Below are 20,738 nucleotides of genomic sequence, written 5' to 3'. Positions count from 1 at the left end.
TGCCTTCTTTGATATCGCAACTTACAGGAGAGAAGACTGTATGAGGTGCTTAATTTATTAAGTTTTAGATCCTTAATTAAATAGTGAATCCTGTTACTAACCGCCAAATTTGCCAAAAAATGGAAATATCGATTTCCTCAATAATATATAAAGAATAACTACAGCCTTCTTCCTTCTTCCTTCTTCCTTCTTCCTTCTTCCTTCTTCCTTCTTCCCTCTTCCTTCTTCCTTCTTCCTTCGTTTTATGAAAATTGCTCTGTTCACTGAAACTTTCCTGCCGAAAATAGACGGCATTGTCACTCGGCTGATTCACACTGTAGATCACTTGCAGCGATCGGGCGCACAAGTTCTGATCTTTTCTCCAGATTACGGGATTACAGAATACAAAGGCGCGCGAGTATACGGTGTGGAGGGTTTGCCTTTGCCCATGTACCCGGAACTGAAAATGGCGCTTCCCAGTCCGGCAATCGGCCAACAATTACAGCAGTTTGAACCGGATATTATTCACGTTGTCAATCCCGCTATTTTGGGATTAGGCGGTATATATTATGGCAAAAAGTTCAATATTCCGATTTTGGCTTCTTACCACACGCATTTGCCTAAATACTTGCACCATTACGGTTTTGGAATGCTTGAACCTTTGCTGTGGGAATTGCTCAAAGGCGCTCACAATCAAGCTGAATTGAATCTGTGTACTTCCACAGCAATGGTGGAGGAGTTGAGAACTCACGGCATTGAGCGGGTAGACTTGTGGCAGCGGGGCGTTGATACCGAAATGTTTGTCCCCGAATTGGCAAGTCCAGAAATGCGATCGCGCCTTTCTCAAAATAACCCAGACAGCCCCTTACTCCTCTACGTCGGCCGCCTCGGTGCCGAAAAAGAAATCGAGTCGATCAAACCAGTCCTCGCAGCCATTCCCAACGCCCGCCTCGCCCTTGTGGGAGACGGCCCGCACCGACAAACCCTCGAACAATATTTTGCCGGCACCCCCACCAATTTTGTGGGCTACCTGAAGGGGCAAGAATTGGCTTCTGCTTACGCATCTGCTGATGCCTTCATTTTTCCCTCCCGCACCGAAACCCTGGGCTTAGTGCTCCTAGAAGCGATGGCTGCGGGGACGCCCGTAGTCGCGGCGCGCAGTGGTGGAATTCCCGATATTGTCACCGACGGTGTTAACGGATATTTATTCGACCCCGCCGACGAAGCCGGAGCTCTGGCTGCCACCCAGCGTCTGTTTGCGAATCCCGAAGAACGGGAAACCCTGCGCCAAAACGCTCGCCAAGAAGCTGAACGCTGGGGTTGGGCCGCCGCCACCTCACAACTGCGACGTTACTATCAATCGGTGATATTTGCTCAGTCCATGCCTTCTGCTGCCTAAATGCCGGGATGTCGTGCCTTTAAACAGCACTGACAGCTTCGCTGGTCTCGCGCGATACTTCGGTTTGTAGCGGGGATGGATGTCCTCAAAGACCGATCGAAATTTTTTGCTGCTTAGATTGCTGTAGCTATCGTGTTGTTGCGTTTACCATTAAACTTATGAGTAGCATTTGGAATGCTTCGCCCGTGACAAAATACCGCCATTCAGTAGACCGGATACGGTAGCCGAAGGCGCTAAAGCAGTCCGATTGCGTAGCAGCCTCCTGACATAGCGTCAAATCTACATTGCCCGCGATCGATCGCACCAGCCTGCAAATTAATTTTCAGGCGGGCAGTGTTCCGAACTCAAGTTCAGCTTTAATTCACGAACCAGGATCCGTATCGATGTTGTAAAAAAAACGATCGATCGAGCATATGTAAAAAGCAAACTGAAGTTGCGGCGAAAAAATAAACTCACGATCCCTCAAAGCTACAAGCAAGTACAGGCAATTCCTGCAAACAACTTAAAAGTTGGCACCGCCGCAGAATTTAGCACCGATCGACCAGCAGGTCTGTCAACCCTCTGAGCAAGCAGTTAATCATGACATTCTCCAATGCTGGTAGCGTTCTGGCTACACTGACTCAAGTAAATTTTATGGGGGCATTAACCTCGCGTGTTAAGAGCCTGCCAGTTCCTGAATTAGTGTGCCTGCTGGACTTTATCACGGCAGAATTTCAGCAATTTATCCGGGCGATGGACCTGATTAACAATGACGCACTCGAAACTCTCTTAGAGCAACTGTTAGATGCCTTCACTGTCAAAATTGGTCAAATTCTGCAAGCAGACCGGACAACAATTTTTTTGGTTGACCCCAGCAAAAATCAACTTTGGTACAAAACAGCCCACGCGCTCACGGGCGAAGATGTAGAAGTTCGCTTGCCGATGGATGCAGGCATTTTAGGCTACGTAGCAACTACCGGAAAATCGATAAATGTCACAGAAGCTCGATCGCACGAGCATTTTAATTCCGAAGTAGACGAACCGCCGGAGTACCAAATCGAGACCATGCTCTGTATGCCGATTTTTAGCAGCAAGAGCCAAAACGAACCCGTAGCGGTGGTCAGACTGTTAAATAAAGCTGGCAATGCCCCCTTTACCGAGGAAGACGAACAGCAGTTTCAGGCTTTTGCAGATTCGATCGGGATTATTCTCGAAAGCTGTCAATCTTTCTACGTTGTCGCCCGCAATCAGCGAGGAGTGGCCGCGCTTTTGAGAGCCACCACAACTTTAGGTCAAAGTCTTGACTTGGAAACAACTTTGCGCGCAGTCATGGATCAAGCTCGCGACTTGATGCAGGCCGATCGCAGCACGCTATTTTTATTAAATCGGGAAACCAACGAACTCTGGACAAAAGTCGCCAAAGCCGACGGTAAAACCATCGTCGAAATTCGCATTCCTGCCAATAAAGGAATTGCCGGTTACGTGGCTTCGACCGGTCAACCCCTAAACATTACAGATGCTTACGACGATCCCCGCTTTGACCCATCTACAGACCAGCAAACCGGATACCGCACTCGGACTGTCTTGTGTATGCCTGTGCATAACGCTAAAGGTGAGCTGATCGGGGTAACTCAGCTAATTAATAAAAATCAAGGCACTTTCACCGCTTCCGACGAAGAGTTTTTGCGAGCCTTTAATTCCCAAGCTGGAATGGCGCTGCAAAATTCTCAACTGTTTCAAAACGTGATGGTGGAAAAGCAGTATCAAAAAGATATGCTGCAAAGTCTGTCAGATGCAGTGATTTCCACAGATTTGCAGGGGCGGATTGTCACAATTAACGAAGCAGCCCTAGAATTGTTGGGCTGTCCCCCAAATCAAACTAAAGGCAAACACCATCCCCAGATCTGGGAAGAAAAACTGATCGATCGCTATGTTTGGGAAGTTTTGCCGATCGATAATTTGCAATTTCGACTCGAAGATAGTCTCAACCATGCAGCCCGACATTACGTTCCCGAACAAAGTTTAACTGTGGGACTGTTGGTGGAAAAAACGTTTTGTTCCGCAGCATCCGCAGAAGAAACAGCAGAAGAAACAGCAGAAGAAATTTATATTTTGGCCGTGCCCGATCGCACAGACCCGAATTTATATTACGCTTGGGGCGAAAACAGTGCCTGGACAGAAGAAGTAGCGCGGGCAGAATTAGCTAATTCCCAATCTTTATTTTCGCTGCCGAATTCTGCCCGGTATCACCCTTATTGTCCGCTACCAATCCAGAAATCTCAAATTAAAGTAATTGAACGCAGTTTGAATTTAACTGTCAACCCCCTAATCAATCCAGAAGGCGGCGTGCGCGGCGGTTTAGTGGTACTCGAAGACATCAGCCGCGAAAAGCGGATGAAAAATACGATGTACCGCTACCTGACTCCCGGAGTCGTAGATAAAGTCATGGCCTTGGGCGAAGGGGCCCTGATGGTGGGCGAACGCAAAGACGTTACTATTTTATTTTCGGACATTCGCGGCTACACCACCCTCACCGAAAATCTGGGAGCATCGGAGGTGGTATCCCTGCTAAACGAGTATTTTGAGACGATGGTGGAGGCCGTTTTCCATTACGAAGGTACTTTAGACAAGTTTATCGGCGATGCTTTAATGGCCGTGTTCGGCGCGCCCCTGCCACTCAATCCCCCGGAAAGTCACGGTTGGATGGCGGTGCAGTCGGCTTTAGATATGCGCCGGCGTTTGAAAGAGTTTAATGATTCTCGCCCCGGCAAAGATCCGTTTCGCTTCGGAATTGGGATTAGTTCTGGAGAGGTGGTTTCGGGCAATATTGGTTCGGAAAAACGGATGGATTACACGGTAATCGGCGATGCGGTGAATTTGAGTTCGCGCTTGGAACAGCTTACAAAAGAGTACGGCTGCGATATCATTTTGAGCGAGTTTACCTACAATTTATGCCGCGAAGGAATTTGGGTGCGAGAGTTGGACAAGGTGCGGGTTAAGGGCAAAAATCAACCGATCGGCATTTACGAGTTGCTGCAAAATAGTTCCGATCCCCTTGATGGAGAAACCGAAAGGTTTTTGGAACTTTACAGTAAAGGTCGGGATGCTTATATCAAGAGAAATTTTCAGAAAGCTATTAGTTGTTTTGAGGCGGCTTTAGCGATGCGACCGAGCGATCGACCGGTGGAAGTTCACCTACAGCGAACACTCAGCTATTTGGAAGTACCCCCGCCCGACGATTGGGACGGCGTTCATACTATGACGACCAAATAGCATATTTTATCAGATATAAGTGCCCCAAAATAAAAAGATTGGATAAAGTTTTGAGATCTTCCTTATGACAGAGTTAACAAGTAGAAAAATGTGAAAACATAAATCGAATGCCCGATTAAAGTTAGTATTTATTTCCACGCCAACAATTAAATGAACTATTTATCTGTTCCGAATGCCACAAAAGCCGATCGCATTCTGGTTGTAGATGACGCACCAGATAATGTTTTGTTGGTGCAGACAATCCTGGAAGAAGAAGGTTACGAAATTAGCACGGCCGAGAACGGCTTTTCGGCCTTAAGCCAAATTGACAAATCAACCCCCGATTTGGTACTGCTAGACGTAATGATGCCGGGAATGGACGGTTACGAAGTCACCCAGCGAATGCGACAAAATAAGGAATTGCCCTTTATCCCGATTTTGCTGATCACAGCTCACGACAGCGCCAGCGTAGTCCAGGGACTGGATATGGGTGCAGACGATTTCATCCGCAAACCCGTAGAAATGGACGAACTGCTGGCGAGGGTGCGATCGCTCCTGCGCCTAAAACACAGCGTAGACGAGCGCAATTCGATCGCCCTCCAGCGCGAAGATTTTGTCTCCAGACTCGCTCACGACTTGCGGACGCCCCTCGTAGCAGCCGATCGAATGCTCACCTTAATGCAGCAGGGAGCTTTGGGAGAAATCTCGCCTCAGATGGGGGACGCTTTCGGGACAATGGTTCGCAGCAACAAAAACCTGATCGCGATGGTAAATATGCTGCTGGAAGTCTACCGCTACGAAGCAGGGCGCAAATCCCTAAGTTTCGCTCCCGTTGACTTGCGCCAGCTCATTCATGAGGTAGCCGAAGAACTCGCTCCCCTAGCCGATGCTAAAAATTTGTCGCTGAATTTAAACTTGACAGACAGTGCAGAAAGTGCTCCGATTGCCAAGTATCCGGGCGATCGTCTGGAGTTGCACCGCTTGCTGACAAACTTAATCGGAAATGCGATCAAATTCACCGACAGCGGCTCCATAGATGTCCGATTAAAAGCTGCCAATTCCCCTGCTTATACCAGCTTCAAAAACCAACCGCTGGCTTGGGTAATTATGGAAATCCAAGACACCGGCGCCGGCATTTCTCCCACAGAACAAGCCAAGTTATTTGAAAGGTTTGGATCGGGAACTCACAAGAAATCCAGCACAGGTTTGGGACTGCACCTCTGCCGCCAAATAGTCGAAGCTCACCGCGGCACGATCGAGGCAAAATCTGAGTTGGGTAAAGGCAGCTTGTTTACTATTTGCTTGCCTTGTTAAGCTGTTCTACATTTAAATTGTGTGTCAAAAGTCAATAAAATGCTTGTGGGATGGGCTTATAGCCCGTCCCGAATATGCAATTTAAATGCTCAACAGCTTAGATGGTGCGTCAGAATTTGATTGTCGGCGTTCATTAAAAATTACTAAACTGACGCACCCTACCGCTAACTTATGAGAACATGATTACAAAAATCGCTTTCGTGTCTTAAATTTATCTGCGTTTGTCTGCGTTTATCTGTCTTAAATCTGCGGTTTTGGTATTTATCAAAAATTTATGCAATTGCTCGTCTATTATCCTAGGAGCATATTAGATTATATAATTGGTTGGCAACCGAATTTATGGCAATATGTCTAACTGTCCAGTGTGCGGTGCTGATTACATAGAAGAAAAAGCAGAGTTGTGTTGCTCAATTTGTGGCTGGGATTTGACTCCCTACCCGCCGCGTGCTAAGCCTTCCAAAACTTATTTAAAACAAGAACAAGTTAGATTGCAATGGGCAAAACAAATGTGGGAATCGGCCCGCAATCAACAAAATTGGTCAGCCCGATTTGATGAGTTGCAACAGGAATTGCAGCAAGGCGCGATCGCCCGCACATACCTGCAATCGCAGTTAGAATGGGTTCTGTACCGCCTGGAACAACTAAACCCCGAATTCATTGCCAGCACTCTACTGCGACTGGAAGAGAAAATAGGCGCCATACCTGACCAAACTCCTCCGATGTCTGAAGTTGGGATGGACTACCGACAACTGACAAAGCTGTTACAAATGCGAAAATGGCGCAAAGCTGACGAACATACTTGGGAAATTTTGCTACAGATAACTCTCCGAGAAGAGGAAGGGTGGCTAAGTGCGGCGGATATTGACAGTTTTCCTCTTACAGACCTTCGCACGATCGACCAACTTTGGCAACAATACAGCAGCGGGCGGTTCGGGTTGACAGTGCAGCAGCAGATTTGGGAAAGTACCGGGGGCAATTATACTGAATTGTGCGATCGAGTCGGCTGGCGAGTTAAGGAAAATTGGAAATATTACAACGAGCTCTCATGGGGCGAAAATGCTCCCCCTGGACACCTCCCTGTCACTGCATGGCGACGGCGCGCCTGTTATGGTGCCGGCACACTCACAGCAGCAGAGAATTTTGCCGGTATCGGTGCGAGACTTGCCACGGGCGATCGATAATCATCCAAAATAAAAAATTCAAAATCGACATTAACTGCTATAATCAAAACGGTTCAGCAACTGGGGCTGTGGCTCAGATGGATAGAGCAAGCGCCTCCTGAAGAATCGGGCACCCTGCGAGGAAACTCTGGGAGTGAATGTGGTCAAACTCAAGGAAGCCTAAGTCTGACGACAGATACGGTAATCTTGAGCCAAGCTTTATCTGAACATTGTTTAGGTAAGGAAGGTGCAGAGACTGGCTTTAGGAAGTAAACACAATAAAACCTCCTAAACATACGGCCGCCACCTAAAGGCTGCAAAGCCCACGGTGAAGGAATAGTCCGGAGAGTGGGGAAACTCACACAAATCTGAAGCGCTAGGTCGCCGGTTCGAACCCGGCCAGTCCCGTTAAAATCGAGAACCAATAAAAGCAGAGGGGCAAAGCCTAATTTTTGCCCTTTTGTTTTGTATATCCGCTAACGAATTCACCATTTTAAAATTTTTAATTCCTGTTAGTGGGCTGTACGTGCAGTATTTTTTGTTATGGTTCCTTTGTCAGCTATACAAAATTTTTATAGGGTTTAGATGTGGTTAAGAATCAATTCAAACACGCGGCGTTACAAGCGTTTGAGGAATTCACTCAATTTTTGGTTCCTAGTAGGGCTTTTGATGGCCTGTTGGTTTGGCTATCAGCAGGTTAAGAGCGAGTTTCAGACACCCCAAGCTTTGTTAGTTCTAGGTGGGGCTACGGAGCGAGAGGTGTTTGCTGCCAAATTTGCTGTTAAGCACCCTCAATTGCCGATTTGGGTGTCTTCTGGCAGCAATCCTGAGTTCGCGGAATGGGTGTTTTCAGAAGCGGGAATTAAGTCTGATCGCCTGCACTTAGACTACAGAGCGGTGGATACGGTAACAAATTTTACCACGCTGGTAGATGAATTGAAAGCTAAAGGGATTGAGAGCGTGTATCTGATCACTTCTGACGATCATATGCGGCGAGCTCAGATTATCGGCGAAATCGTGCTCGGCAGTCGAGGGATTAGTTTTAAGCCTGTGGCAGTTCCGTCTGGGCGAACCCCCGAACCGGTGCAAAAAGCTGTTCGCGACGGTGCTAGAGCTATTATGTGGCTGACAACTGGTTATACGGGTGCTGACTTTACCCATGCCAGAATTCAATAAACAAAGGGAAGAAGTCATTAGTCATTAGTCAGTAGTCAGTAGTCAGTAGTCATTAGTCATCAGGAGAAGGAAGCAACAAAAAGAAGAAAGCAACAGGAAGAAAATCTCATATTTGTGCAATTAAGAACGCCCTAAAGGTCGGGTGCGGTTGCGATAAAATCTTTTTCCCTTCCCCAAATTTTTAAAACTTGTATTTGATAGCGATTTCACAAACCGCGAAGAGGCTGATGACAAATCCGTCAGATAAGAAGATTAGTAGTTTAAAATCTGTAGGTGAACTTAAAGACCGAAAGTTAATGACAGACCAAATTCTGCCGCAAGTTCTGGAGCAAATTTTGAGTGACAGCAAGACTGCGGATGCTGTTTTTTCGGCCTTGGTGCCGGCTTTAGGCGAGGTGTTAAATTGCGATCGCGTTTTTCTCTACCTCCGCAATCCTGAAACCCAAACGGGCAGAACACCTTACTGCTGGTGTCGCAACTCGAACTATCCCGATGTTAGCGGTGCCCAGTGGAAAAAAGAACCGGAATCTTTAGGAGACGAAGACCCTTTGTTTGCTGCGGCTTTGCGCACTGAACCTTCAATTTTTGTGGAGGATGTTGAAACAGCAAATCCTGAAGTTGTTAACAAAGATTTTGAGGCAAAAGAGTTCGGACATCGTGCTTTGATTCACGCTCACCTTTGTGCTGACGGCTTGTTATGGGGGGTTTTGCAGCCTTGTATTTTCGATCGCCCCAGAGTTTGGACTGACTTCGATCGCCAAGTTATCGCAGCAGTTACAGAAAAAATTTCGCCCTTGGCTGTTGCTTTTGTTAGGGGCGATTCCCTAGGGGATAGCTTCGCTTCACGCACAACCGCCATAAAATAGGTTTGATCGTTCGGACTTTAGTCCTCAGAAAAGAAGGAGTGAAGTCCGAACGATAGAACCTGCGTAAGTTCTACAAAAACATCCTCCAAGCTGCATCAGCGGCCCAAATCGTGCATCGCATTAATCTCCGTTGCACATCTTTGAGTCAGCGCTTCCAACTCCTCGCGATCCGAGGAACCGGGCGCTTCAATTAAGTTACCAATTCGCACCGTCAGCGGCACCGGACGCGGCACTGCCGAACCTTTCGACGAAATTGCATGAGTTCCCCACAAACTCACAGGTAACAATGGCACTTTTGCCTTAGCAGCGATCAGCGCCGCCCCTAATTTCGGGTCAGTAATTCTGCCGTCGGGCGTGCGAGTTCCCTGCAAAAATACACCAGTCGCCCAGCCATTTTCCAAAGATTTGATAGCCGATCGAATTGCACTGCGATCGGCACTTTCTCGCTTCACAGGATAAGCGCCGTAAAGCGTAATTGCCTGCTTCAAAATTGGAACTTTAAATAACTCTTCCTTCGCCATAAATGCGACCGGTCGCCTCATGGAACTAGACAAAATCGGCGGATCAAAATCGCTGGCGTGATTGCTGACTATCACCACTGGCCCTTCTGCTGGAACATTTTCTGTACCGTAGATGCGGCCCCGAAAGTAAAGGTGCAGCATCGGGCTGACAATTGACCACTTGAATAAATAATAGAGAAGTAAACTCTCGACTGGTTCGCGACTTTTGCTCACGGAAAAACCTTAAATTTTAAACTACACCGAATATTAGCCTATCAGTTCAGCTCTGGAAAATTAACTAAGACTTATGAAAAAAACGCATAACGTAATGATGTAGGGTGCGTGGCGATCGCATAATTTCAAATAGTGGCGAAAATTCCCGCAGCGACGCACCCGCGAGACTTTAGGACTAACTAAGTTCTGTTAATTTCCGGCCCAATACCTCTCGGTTAAGGAACTTTGGTTAACAATCCCTAACGAGTTTACAAGCATTTCAGGAGATTAAATCCTACAATTTTGTGCTTAACCGAGAGGTATTGATTTCCGGCCAGCATCGTTTTTTTCCTTCATCGGAAGTCGCGTAGCCCAAGAAATCCTTAACCGCTTGGCTGGGGGGATTTTTGTCAGCGTAGTACAACTGCCACTGATAGCGATAATTGGGGGCATCTGGCGTCGCACTGTCTATGGGGACAACTCGCACCCCGTACCAAACTCGCCATCTCAGAGCACTTGGTCTTTAAATGCTTGGTGAGTGCCACTAATTGCGGGTCTCTTAATGACTTTAATCGGGCCTGCCGGGCCGCCGACTTTTGACAAGTCTTGAGCAGTTTCCTTGAAGATATCTTGATTTTTACCAGAAAGAATTGGTTTAAAGCCTCTCCCTTTGAGGGAGAAATTAAAATCAGACTATTCATTGCTTCAATCCTCTTCCTGACCGGGAGAGGTAGCTGTCAACTGTCAACTGTCAACTGTCAACTGAAGCTTAGTCTACATCAGGATTTGCCGATCGAGATTTTCTACCTGTCTGGATTGTCGATCGCCAATTTGCACAACAAGCCATATTCGGATTTGCCTGTTGTGCCATTCATTTTTGGGCAATGTTCAAGCCAATTAACTCAATTTTAGGGCCGGCGGCTGAATCACCGTTTAACAAGAGATTAAGCAGGCAAATCGGCAAAACTACTAACATTTACCAGCGCTAAATTTGGACAAGTCCGTTTGATCAAACCAGTGAGCACTTTGCCTGGGCCAATTTCCACTACGCGATCGATTCCTTGTTGCGGCAATTGCAGGGAGATTTCTCGCCAGCGCACGCCTTTAGTCATTTGATAATTCAACCGCTGTTTTAAAGTAGCTGCGCTAGTAGTCGCTGTCGGTTCTGAGTTCGAGAGTACCAGCATTTTAGCATCGGAAAACCTTGCAGCCTTTAGGGCTAGTTGAAACTCTGCCGCCACTGATGCCATCAGCGGAGAGTGAAACGCACCGGAAACATTCAATTTAACGGCGCGTTTGACTTTAATTTTAGCCAGCAAATCTTCTACTGCTGTCGGCGTTCCAGAAATCACGACTTGTGCTTCGCTGTTGTCGTTTGCCAGTACCACATCTCGGCTGTACTGAATTTGCAGTTCTAATTCCTGCCTGTCGAACCCGATCAAAGCCACCATTTGCCCGCCAGAGGCAGTCTCCATCAGTTCGGCGCGGCGTTTTACTAAGCGCAATCCCGTTTCAAAGTCAAAGACACCTGCTGCGTACAGGGCAACGTATTCTCCTAAACTATGACCTGCAACTACTGTAGGTCGATCGCTCTTTTCTCGCATTAAGTCTGCCAAAATGCTTTCTACTACGAACAAGCAAGGCTGAGTGTAGAGAGTGCGAGCAAGTTTTTCTTCTTCTTTTTGGCAAACTTCCGAGACAGACCAACCCAAAATCTCTTTGGCTAGCTCAAATTTAGCTTTGGCTGTCGGCAAGTTTAATAAGTCTGCACCCATCCCGATCGCCTGGGAACCTTGTCCGGGAAATACCCATGCTGTTTTAGTCATTTTTCCGGTAATCTGCTATTTGGTGGTTGCTAATTTGTGATTGCAAAAATTCTTTGTTTCCCGCTTTTAAGTTCGGTGGCTGGTATCCGCTATCTTTTTGTTAACGAACTATCTACTCGCGACTCATAATCCTAACATATAAATGCGTTTTTTACGACGTTTATATTTTTTTAGGCTAATTTAATCAGTTGAATAGCCGTAGCCCGATTTTCAACCTTCGGGCCGGGGAAAGTCGATCGAACAATAGAGAATTTTTCATCTCAGGATGAGCCTGTCCAGAACTGCTGTCCTCCAGGTGCACCCCTCCGTGCGCACCTTACCCTATGTATGATGGCGTGCGTGTTAAAGGATTTTTATTTTTCAAGGGTTACACTCCCGACAATCACGCTTGGCAATTTGAAATATGCCAAATATTATACCAGTTCCCCAAAAAAATGAAACCGCCGGCCCGCGATCCCAACCCATAATTCATCAGTAATTCCCCAATCTAAAATCTCAAATCTAAAATCTAAAATCGTACTACCTTCCCCATTGAAAAATCGCCGCCCCCCAACTCAAACCTGCACCGAAACCAGCCGCAGCAATAGTATCACCAGATTTAACTTTACCCAGACGCACGGATTCGTCTAAGGCAAGCGGAATTGAAGCTGCTGAGGTATTGCCATAATTTGCCAAATTGCTGATTACTTTTTCCGGGGGAATTTTGAGCCTTTGGGCAACTGCGTCGAGAATCCGTTGATTGGCTTGATGCAACAGCAGCCAGTCAATTTCTGCGACGCTAATATTTGCCCGAAACATCGCTTTTTCTATGACTTCCGGCACTTTTCTCACGGCAAAGCGATAGATTTCTTGACCATTCATTGTGATCGGTTGAAATCCACCTTGTCCGATATTCACGCCCTCAATTAATTCTTTTGACTCGGCTTTGTAAGCCAAATTTAGAGACAAATTTTGCGTACCGTCACTGCGAATTTCAAATCCCAAAAAGCGATCGACTTCTGAAGCCTGCAATACCACCGCACCTGCACCGTCTCCAAATAAAATGCAAGTACCGCGATCCGACCAATTCACCCAGCGAGATAAAATATCTGCTCCGATCAGCAAAACATTTTGATAAACTCCTGTCCGAATGAACTGGGAGGCTGTAACTAAACCAAACACAAAGCCCGAACAAGCTGCTGTCAAATCAAAAGCCACAGCTTTTGTCGCGCCTAACTGATATTGAATTTTGCCGGCAGTGCCAAACAAGTCATCAGTGCTCGATGTAGCCAAAATAATCAAATCGATATCTGTTGGCGAAATTTCTGCCATTTCGATCGCCCTTCGGGATGCCTCGGACGCTAAATCGCACAAAGAAGTGCGATCGTCCGCCAGCCTGCGCGATCGAATACCCGTTCGCGCCCCAATCCACTCATCAGACGTTTCTACTATCTGACTCAAACCGTTATTATCAAGCGAAACCTGCGGTGTACAAGAACCGCTACCCGTGACGGCGATGCCGAACCCTGATTGCTGCAACATTCCTCTCCATTTATGAGCGTTCTGTCGAGAAATTAAAAATTAAAAACTACAAATTAAAATTCTTTTTAAACTGCTGAAATTACTTTTTTTTTAAGTAAAACAGAGTATTTAAGCTGACATTTTTAATTGGACATTTTCAATTTTTAATTTCTACTTACCAGAAAGAATTGGTTGAAAGCCGGAACCCTTGTAGGGAGAAAGTAAAAGAAGACTATTCATTACTCTAATCCTCTTCCTGACCGGGAGAGGTAGCTGTCAACTGTCAACTGTCAACTGTCAACTGTCAACTGTCAACTGTCAACTGTCAACTGTCAACTGTCAACTGTCAACTGTCAACTGTCAACTGTCAACTGTCAACTGTCAACTGTCAACTGTCAACTGAATGCCTCTACTTCACAGCTTCTTGTTCCAAAGCACTTTCGCGATTGCACGATCGAATTCGCTCCAGCACTTGGTTGTCAATAGCCCCCTTCGCCAAACGAATGGCATTAAAAATCGAGGCAGCTTGAGACGAACCGTGGCTGATAATGCAAACTCCAGCAACGCCCAACAGCAAACCGCCGCCGTGTTCAACGTGGTCTACCCGCTGCTTAAACCCCTTGAGGCTTTCTTGCAAGAGGGGAGCGCTAATTTGATTTTTGAGTCCGGCGGCCAATTCTTCCTTAAGCACTTGCACCACGACTTCGCCCACCGCTTCGGCAAACTTCAACAACACGTTGCCGACAAACCCGTCGCAGACAATTACGTTGAAGTTCCCCGACAGCACGTCGCGGCCTTCAGCATTCCCCACAAAAGGAATGTTCGGATTGTCCACCAATAACTGGTGGGTGCGAACCGCCGCGTCGTTGCCCTTAGAAGGTTCTTCGCCAATGTTGAGCAGACCGATTTTAGGTTCGGCTACGCCCAGGACGCACTGGCTGTAAATAGTTCCCATCAGAGCGAACTGCTCCAAATATTTGGGGCGGCAGTCCACATTAGCGCCAACATCGAGAATCAGTACAGATGTGCCAGGTACCATTGTCGGCAAAACTGCACCGATCGCAGGGCGATCGATTCCAGGTAAGCGTCCCAACCTGAGCAGGGCAGCAGCCATTGCCGCGCCGGAGTGACCGGCGGACACCACACCATCAGCTTGCTGCTGCTTGACTAAGTTCATCGCTACGTTAATCGAAGCGTTGGGCTTACGTTTGAGGGCACTTAGAGGTTCTTCGTGCATTTCCACCGTTCCTTCTGAAGGAACGATTTCTAGCTGACCTTTGCAGACGCGGCCGATCGCGTCTTGAAGACGTAGCGAGTCTTCTATTTGCTGCGGGTCGCCCACCAGCAAAATCTCTACGCCTAATTCTGCTTGTGCCTTAAGCGCTCCAGCTACAACCTCGGCGGGGGCATGATCCCCACCCATAGCGTCTATTGCAATTCTTGCGCGTGTCGATCCCATTGACCAATGTTTGAGAAACACTAAAAATTCTACCAGGAACTCAGTCGATTTGAGAGTTGAGATTTGAGAGTTGAGATTTGAGATTGACTTGCAGCATTGAATCTGAGAGCAGGAACTTTGGTCTAAAATTTTGGGAGCATCCACTCAAGAGCGTCTGGGCCTTGTACCCGTTTCTTGCTTGTCTGGAGTCTGAATCCAGAAGTGCGAATAAATAACTCAAATCTGCTCGCGCCCGATCGGACAATTGTCATTGACGACTAATCTGATAGAGTTTGTCCCTACTTTACTATTTTTGACTGCCAATTGAAAAACTCAATGGAATAGTTTACAGTGGGCCCGCCCAAAAACGGGTACAAGTTTCCGACACTCGTCGTGACTCGGCCCCCAAATTTTAGACCAAAGTTCAATCTCCCAGATTCATCAGCGGAGTAAATCTAAAATCTAAAATCTAAAATCGACTGACTTTAGGAGTAAAAAATGCTGGATTTATTTAGCTCAGGAATCATGTCTCTATGGCTGGACATGGCTGGGGTACGCAGTGCCGCGCCCAACGCTGTGTCGGTACTGGCTTGGCGGGGAGGGATACCCGGGTTAGTGATAGCCGAAGAGCTGGCTTTTGGGGGAATAGATGCGGCAAATTCAGACTTGCCGGCATCCGCGGCGGTGGAGGAATATTTAAAAGATTTGAAGGCGAAGCATCTGATTGACGGCAATCAGGGAGTTTGGGTGCAAGCGGGAATGCAGCCACTGGTAAGTCAGCAGGGAACGGTGCTGATGCCTGGGGCTTCGCTGACGAAAATTGCGACTTCTCTGGCTTCCCTGGAAACTTGGGGCGTGGATTATCAGTTTGAAACGCGGTTTTGGGGAACGGGGCCGATTAGGAATGGGGTATTGCAGGGAGATTTGGTGGTCAGTGGCGGGGGCGATCCGCTGTTTGTTTGGGAGGAGGCGATCGCCGTTGGCAATGCTCTCAATCAAATGGGTATCGATCGCGTGGCTGGCAATTTGGTCGTGACAGGCAATTTCCGCATGAATTACCAGTCCGATCCTGTGGCTGCGGGGGAGGGTCTGCGACAGGCACTTGATAGCCGTAGTTGGTCGCAGGACGTGCTGTCAATGTATTCTAAGATGGCTCCGGGAACTAAAAAGTCGCAAGTAACGATCGCCGGCAGCGTGATTGCTGAGAAATTTGCTAGTTCGGGGCATTTACTGCTGAAGCGTCGATCGCTCCCTTTACCCGAAATTCTCAAGCAGATGAACGTCCACAGCGACAATGAAATTGCCCAAATGCTGGCGGACAATTTGGGCGGGGCAAAAATAGTCCAGCAGCAAGCTACTTGGGCGGCGGGGGTGCCGGAGGCGGAACTTCAATTAATTAACGGTTCGGGCTTGGGAGTCGAAAATCAGATGTCTCCGAGGGCGGCTTGCGGGATGATGCAGGCGATCGCCCGCAACCTTCAGACTACTGGGTTGACAATTGCTGACTTGTTTCCGGTGTCTGGGCGCGATAAGGGAACTGTGGAACATCGGCACATTCCGCGATCGGCTGTGGTGAAAACTGGTACTTTGGACACGGTGATTGCTTTGGCTGGAGCGATACCCACGCGCGATCGGGGTTTAGTTTGGTTTGCAATTATCAATCGCGGCACCGATTGGGACTCTTTGAGAGCGCAGCAAGATATATTTTTGCAAAAATTGGTGCAGCAGTGGGGAACTGCATCGGCCCTGCCGCTAGCAATTACACCGCACATTGACGGTGCTAGACCAGCTTTGGGGGCAGCAAATCGCAGCGATATTTTGCTGGGAGGTTAAGAAATAGGGGTTGAGTTGGGGTTCGCCGAAAGACGACCGACATAATAGTTTAGAATTGAAACAGGACTATTCTGCAAGAAGATGATCAAACTGCGATTGAAGAGATACGGAAAGAAACGCGAGGCAAGCTACCGGATTGTAGCGATGAACAGCTCTACCCGCCGCGACGGCCGTCCCCTAGAAGAACTCGGCTTCTACAACCCTAGAAATAACGAAACCAGGCTGGATGTTCCAGCGATTGTCAAGCGTCTACAACAAGGCGCTCAGCCAACTGACACCGTGCGTGACATCCTGAGAAAAGCGAATGTATTTGAACAAGTCGGAGCCGGAGCCAACGTTGAATCCAGCACAGCAGCAGTCAGCTAGTCCCAACTACGCTGGACTCGTACAGTTTTTAATTGGGCCTTTTTTAGAGACCCCCTCGTCTTTGCGGGTTGATTGCGAACTGCACCCGCGTCAATCGCGGGTATGGGTTCGTCTCGCTTTTGAAGATCCTGACAAAGGGCGGGTTTATGGTAGGGGCGGACGCAATATTCAGGCGATTAGAACTACCCTCGAAGCGGTGGCGCAAACTGCTGGTCAGTCTCTCTACTTAGACATATATGATGTCGAAGCGGGCGATCGCAACTCCTTGCCGCCTAGGGGCGATCGCCCGGATCGCGATCGACCAGATCGTGGCACGCGCGAGCCGCGAGGCGATTTCCGCCCCCGGACAGCGCCTCCATCGCCGACTCCCTTACCTAGCAGAACTCCGAGAGAACAACCTCGCCGTACTAACACACCTACGTTTAGAACGAGCAGAAATACTCCCGGTTATTAACTGAAGAACCCAGCAAGAATTTTAGATTTTAGATTGCCTGTTGTATCGTTTGATTTTAGATTGCCGATTTTGCGATCGGACACAAATGTAAAATTTAAAATCTCAAATCTCAGCGGAATCAGGTAAATCTAAAATCTGAAATCTCAAATCTCAAATCTAAAGTTACCTCACTTCAAAGAAGGGAGATTTGATTTGTGCCTCAAGCACCAAACTCATTGGCGAGTTAAACAGAAAAGACGCTTAGATACTAGGTAAAATCTAGTATCTGGCGTTTTTTTGTTCGCAAAGTAGGGCTAATTTAACCGTTAATTGTTAACATTCAATTGCTTATTTGGAGGGGCTCATGCTAGCATGACTGAAAAACTAACAATCGAGTTACCGAGCACTCAAAGCGCCATGTCGCTAGCCGGCAATCAAGAAGAAAACCTGAAAATTATTTCTAAGCAAACCGGAGCTAACCTGGTAATGCGAGGCCAGGAACTACTGATTTCCGGCACAAAAACTCAAGTAGAATTGTGCCATAAATTAGTGCGATCGCTCTCCGACTACTGGAAATCCGGCAAAACCATCACCGGAGTAGAAATCCAGACGGCCCGCTACGCATTGGATACCAACCGCCAAGGCGATTTGCAAGACTTACAGCGAGACGTACTCGCCAAAACCCGCCGCGGCGAAGAAATTCGAGCCAAAACCTTCAAACAGCGCCAGTACGTCCAAGCAGTACGCACGCACGACTTGACATTTTGCATCGGCCCTGCGGGTACTGGCAAAACATTTCTAGCAGCTATTTTAGCCGTGCAAGCGCTGTTAAGCAAGCAGTACGAACGGCTGATTTTAACCAGGCCAGCCGTAGAAGCTGGGGAAAAATTAGGATTTCTGCCGGGAGACTTGCAGCAAAAAGTCGATCCCTATTTGCGTCCGCTTTACGACGCCCTCCAAGAAATAATCGACCCCGAAAAAATGGCCGATTTAATGGAAAGAGGCTTGATCGAAGTAGCTCCTTTAGCTTATATGCGAGGGCGCACTCTCAGCAATGCTTTTGTAATTTTGGACGAAGCTCAAAATACAACGCCTGCTCAAATGAAAATGGTGTTGACTCGTCTGGGCTTTCGATCGAAAATGGTAGTGACAGGCGATATCACTCAAACAGATTTGCCACCACACCAACAATCGGGATTGTCAGTTGCCCAACAAATTCTGGGCAACGTTGAGGGCATTGCGTTCTGTGAATTCAATCAGGCGGATGTGGTGAGACATCCCCTAGTGCAGCGGATTGTCGCTGCTTACGAACTGCACGAAAAGTAGTCAGTTGACAGTTGACAGTTGACAGTTGACAGTGGGCAGTTGTCAGTTGTCAGTGGGCAGTTGTCAGTTGTCAGTTGTCAGTTGTCAGTTGTCAGTTGTCAGTTGTCAGTTGTCATGGGGTATTATTAGTTATTTGGTGTTTTGGGTTGTTATTACCAATTACCAATCCCCAATTACCAATTATCAATTCCCAATTATCAATTCCCAATTACCAAATTATGCCTAATCTGAAAGAATTCTTAGAAGCTTGCGAAAAATTGGGTACACTGCGTTTAATTGTGACTAGCAGCGCGGCTGTCCTGGAAGTACGCGGTTCGATTCACAAGCTGTTTTATGCGGAGTTACCGAAGGGTAAATATGCAAATATGCACGCCGAAATATTTGAGTTTCACCTGAATATGGACAAAATCAAACAGGTGAAGTTCGAGACTGGGGAGGCGAAAAGAGGCAATTTTACAACTTATGCAATTCGTTTCCTCGACGAGCAAAATGAGGCTGCTTTGAGCGCGTTTTTGCAGTGGGGAAAGCCGGGGGAATATGAACCGGGACAGGTGGAAAATTGGCAAGAATTGAAGGAAAAATACGGGGAGGTTTGGGAACCCGCACCTGTTGAGACACTTGAAAAATAGGCTTTTCGACTTTGAAATTGCATATTTGGGGCGGGCAGGATGCCCACCCCACAAGCGGCAAATTTATTTTTGTGAAACAGGCAAGATGCCTGCTTATGAAAATGCTATAAATATGAGGTTTAACTAATTTGTTGCGTACTTATGGATTAATTAATCGCAGAGGCGCTGAGAACGCATAGAAGAGAGAAGAGAAAGAAAAAATTAGCTGTTTGAATGTAATTTGGTATGAAGGTAATTTGGGGTTTTTGTCTGGTTTTGGCTGTGCTGCTGTGGGGTGGGGCTGCCAGGGCGGGGGTTTTGGCCGATCGCATTTCCAGTTTTCCCAATTGGGATCGCAAGCCTCCCATCGCTGTAGCTAAGGGAGATTTGGTGTATCCAGACTGGATGGGAGGAAATTGGAATGTTGCGAGCATTTTGGTGGATTTAGCCGCTCCTTTAGCGCCAAATATTGTCACGCCTGGATTTGAAAAAAATCGCCAGTATTTACAGCAGCCCGTATTATTTCAAGTGCGATTTCAACCGGAAATAGATACTGGTATTTTTTCTAATTATAAATCTAAGCTAGCGAAGAAGATTGTGGGCGATCGCACTTTTAACGGTTTGAACATCGCCAAAGCCTATTTAGGCGACGGCGGCGTACTTTCCGTGAAAGTCGATCCGAACAATCCCAACCGCCAGATTACCATACTCAAAGGCGATCGCCAACTAATTTCGATTGTTACCAGTCGCGGCACTGAAACGCCCAATCCCGATGAATTTATGTCTACAGAGATTTCTCAGCAGGTGTTTCGGGGAGAGACTGATATTTATTTAAACGAGGTGGAAACAACAACGGCTTATCGAGTGTTTGGAGGCGGGGAAAATGGCGGTTATGCGAGTAAAAGAATTGAGGCGGATCAGGTGACAGCGATTTATTTGTCGCCCCAAGACCCGGATTATTTTGCTGCTGGGGGGCATCCTGTGGCTTTGTACCGATATCGGTTGGAGTTATTGCCGGGAGAATAAGCTAAGAAGAACGACAAAAATTATTGAGATAGTTATAGAGTTCGCGAAATAACGGACATTTTTTTTGAACTTCGTTCGGATCGATTTCTCTCAATAGTAAAGGAGTATGCAATCCTTTGGAAAAGCGTGGTCGATCGAAATTGCTCTCATGTTCAACAGTTGTTGACTCAATTAATGTCTCTGATAGCTTGTCTTGACAGCAATCTCTTTTAAAATCATATTCACTAAATGATTCGGGACTCTCAAAAGGAACATTTTTTTCTTTACTCAGCCACCAACGCATCCGTTCGTGTCTGCCTCGAAAATCTGAATTTTTAGCTATTGAATTATTCCAATCAGCAATAATCCAAGCTTCGATTTCTGGTGCCGCAAACCCAACAAATTTTTCGATATCAGCACATTCTGGTATTTTTGATAAGGAATGAAAATTTAATAACCTCAGCGATGTATAATAAATAAATGAGTGAATATGAATAGGTTCATGTTTCGGTATGGATGTCAAATATTATACCTACTTGGTTCTTCTTATGTCGCCCATGATTTG

General features: G+C 47.0%; 19 protein-coding genes. 12 read left to right on the top strand and 7 right to left on the bottom strand.

What is annotated here, in order from left to right; genetic code table 11:
• Positions 1–96: 96 nt before the first annotated feature.
• Entirely contained in the window at positions 97–264 is a 168-nt protein-coding gene (locus tag K4039_RS09075; protein ID WP_265234835.1) for a hypothetical protein, read from the bottom strand.
• Between K4039_RS09075 and K4039_RS09070 the strand changes: the two genes are divergently transcribed.
• The 6 genes from K4039_RS09070 (at position 245) to K4039_RS09045 (ending at position 9,125) form a co-directional block, all read left to right on the top strand.
• Positions 245–1,378 (top strand): glycosyltransferase, encoded by a 1,134-nt coding sequence (locus tag K4039_RS09070; RefSeq protein ID WP_265234834.1) that lies wholly within the window; start codon positions 245–247, stop codon positions 1,376–1,378. The two genes, K4039_RS09075 and K4039_RS09070, sit on opposite strands and share 20 nt — an antisense overlap.
• A gap of 579 nt (positions 1,379–1,957) precedes the next feature.
• Positions 1,958–4,630 (top strand): adenylate/guanylate cyclase domain-containing protein, encoded by a 2,673-nt coding sequence (locus K4039_RS09065; RefSeq protein WP_265234833.1) that lies wholly within the window; start codon positions 1,958–1,960, stop codon positions 4,628–4,630.
• 150 nt (positions 4,631–4,780) lie between these two features.
• A complete protein-coding gene (locus tag K4039_RS09060; RefSeq protein WP_265234832.1) occupies positions 4,781–5,923 on the top strand; it encodes a cell wall metabolism sensor histidine kinase WalK in 1,143 nt (380 codons plus the stop codon).
• 347 nt (positions 5,924–6,270) lie between these two features.
• Complete coding sequence (locus K4039_RS09055; RefSeq protein WP_265234831.1) at positions 6,271–7,104, top strand: GUN4 domain-containing protein; 834 nt, start codon at positions 6,271–6,273, stop codon at positions 7,102–7,104.
• A 564-nt stretch (positions 7,105–7,668) separates the two neighbouring features.
• On the top strand, positions 7,669–8,259 hold the full coding sequence (locus K4039_RS09050) for a YdcF family protein (RefSeq protein WP_265234830.1): 591 nt from the start codon (positions 7,669–7,671) through the stop codon (positions 8,257–8,259).
• Positions 8,260–8,555: 296 nt separating this feature from the next.
• A complete protein-coding gene (locus K4039_RS09045; protein WP_265234829.1) occupies positions 8,556–9,125 on the top strand; it encodes a GAF domain-containing protein in 570 nt (189 codons plus the stop codon).
• 95 nt (positions 9,126–9,220) lie between these two features.
• On the opposite strand, the gene K4039_RS09040 is transcribed toward K4039_RS09045, so the two are convergent.
• The 5 genes from K4039_RS09040 to plsX all read right to left on the bottom strand — a co-directional run bounded on the left by K4039_RS09040 (position 9,221) and on the right by plsX (position 14,623).
• Positions 9,221–9,859: a 1-acyl-sn-glycerol-3-phosphate acyltransferase gene (locus K4039_RS09040; RefSeq protein WP_265234828.1), complete on the bottom strand. Its 639-nt coding sequence runs from the start codon at positions 9,857–9,859 to the stop codon at positions 9,221–9,223.
• Between the two features lie 274 nt (positions 9,860–10,133).
• Positions 10,134–10,325: a hypothetical protein gene (locus K4039_RS09035; RefSeq protein ID WP_265234827.1), complete on the bottom strand. Its 192-nt coding sequence runs from the start codon at positions 10,323–10,325 to the stop codon at positions 10,134–10,136.
• A 457-nt stretch (positions 10,326–10,782) separates the two neighbouring features.
• Positions 10,783–11,664 carry an ACP S-malonyltransferase gene (fabD, locus tag K4039_RS09030; protein ID WP_265234826.1) on the bottom strand — a complete coding sequence of 294 codons (882 nt, stop codon included), beginning with the start codon at positions 11,662–11,664 and terminating at the stop codon, positions 10,783–10,785.
• A gap of 519 nt (positions 11,665–12,183) precedes the next feature.
• Positions 12,184–13,185 carry a beta-ketoacyl-ACP synthase 3 gene (locus K4039_RS09025; RefSeq protein ID WP_265234825.1) on the bottom strand — a complete coding sequence of 334 codons (1,002 nt, stop codon included), beginning with the start codon at positions 13,183–13,185 and terminating at the stop codon, positions 12,184–12,186.
• A gap of 388 nt (positions 13,186–13,573) precedes the next feature.
• On the bottom strand, positions 13,574–14,623 hold the full coding sequence (gene plsX / locus K4039_RS09020; RefSeq protein WP_265234824.1) for a phosphate acyltransferase PlsX: 1,050 nt from the start codon (positions 14,621–14,623) through the stop codon (positions 13,574–13,576).
• A 477-nt stretch (positions 14,624–15,100) separates the two neighbouring features.
• Between plsX and K4039_RS09015 the strand changes: the two genes are divergently transcribed.
• The 6 genes from K4039_RS09015 (at position 15,101) to K4039_RS08990 (ending at position 20,194) form a co-directional block, all read left to right on the top strand.
• A complete protein-coding gene (locus tag K4039_RS09015) occupies positions 15,101–16,435 on the top strand; it encodes a D-alanyl-D-alanine carboxypeptidase (protein WP_265234823.1) in 1,335 nt (444 codons plus the stop codon).
• 81 nt (positions 16,436–16,516) lie between these two features.
• Positions 16,517–16,801, top strand: a complete 285-nt coding sequence (gene rpsP, locus K4039_RS09010; RefSeq protein WP_265234822.1) for a 30S ribosomal protein S16 — start codon at positions 16,517–16,519, stop codon at positions 16,799–16,801.
• A complete protein-coding gene (locus K4039_RS09005) occupies positions 16,740–17,255 on the top strand; it encodes a KH domain-containing protein (RefSeq protein WP_265234821.1) in 516 nt (171 codons plus the stop codon). Before rpsP ends, K4039_RS09005 begins: the two co-directional genes overlap by 62 nt.
• A 351-nt stretch (positions 17,256–17,606) precedes the next feature.
• Positions 17,607–18,560, top strand: coding sequence for a PhoH family protein (locus tag K4039_RS09000; RefSeq protein WP_265234820.1), 954 nt, complete (start codon positions 17,607–17,609; stop codon positions 18,558–18,560).
• Positions 18,561–18,778: 218 nt separating this feature from the next.
• Positions 18,779–19,189 (top strand): ChuX/HutX family heme-like substrate-binding protein, encoded by a 411-nt coding sequence (locus K4039_RS08995; RefSeq protein ID WP_265234819.1) that lies wholly within the window; start codon positions 18,779–18,781, stop codon positions 19,187–19,189.
• A 225-nt stretch (positions 19,190–19,414) separates the two neighbouring features.
• On the top strand, positions 19,415–20,194 hold the full coding sequence (locus K4039_RS08990; RefSeq protein WP_265234818.1) for a DUF6816 family protein: 780 nt from the start codon (positions 19,415–19,417) through the stop codon (positions 20,192–20,194).
• 1 nt (position 20,195) lies between these two features.
• Here the strand turns inward: K4039_RS08990 and K4039_RS08985 are convergent, their stop codons facing one another.
• Entirely contained in the window at positions 20,196–20,696 is a 501-nt protein-coding gene (locus tag K4039_RS08985) for a DUF4276 family protein (protein ID WP_265234817.1), read from the bottom strand.
• Between the last annotated feature and the right edge of the window lie 42 nt (positions 20,697–20,738).

This window comes from Lyngbya sp. CCAP 1446/10 (genome assembly GCF_026130175.1).
Lineage (GTDB): Bacteria > Cyanobacteriota > Cyanobacteriia > Cyanobacteriales > Microcoleaceae > Microcoleus.
The sequence above is the reverse complement of the archived record's forward strand: the minus strand, read 5'-3'. Positions and strand labels throughout refer to the sequence as shown.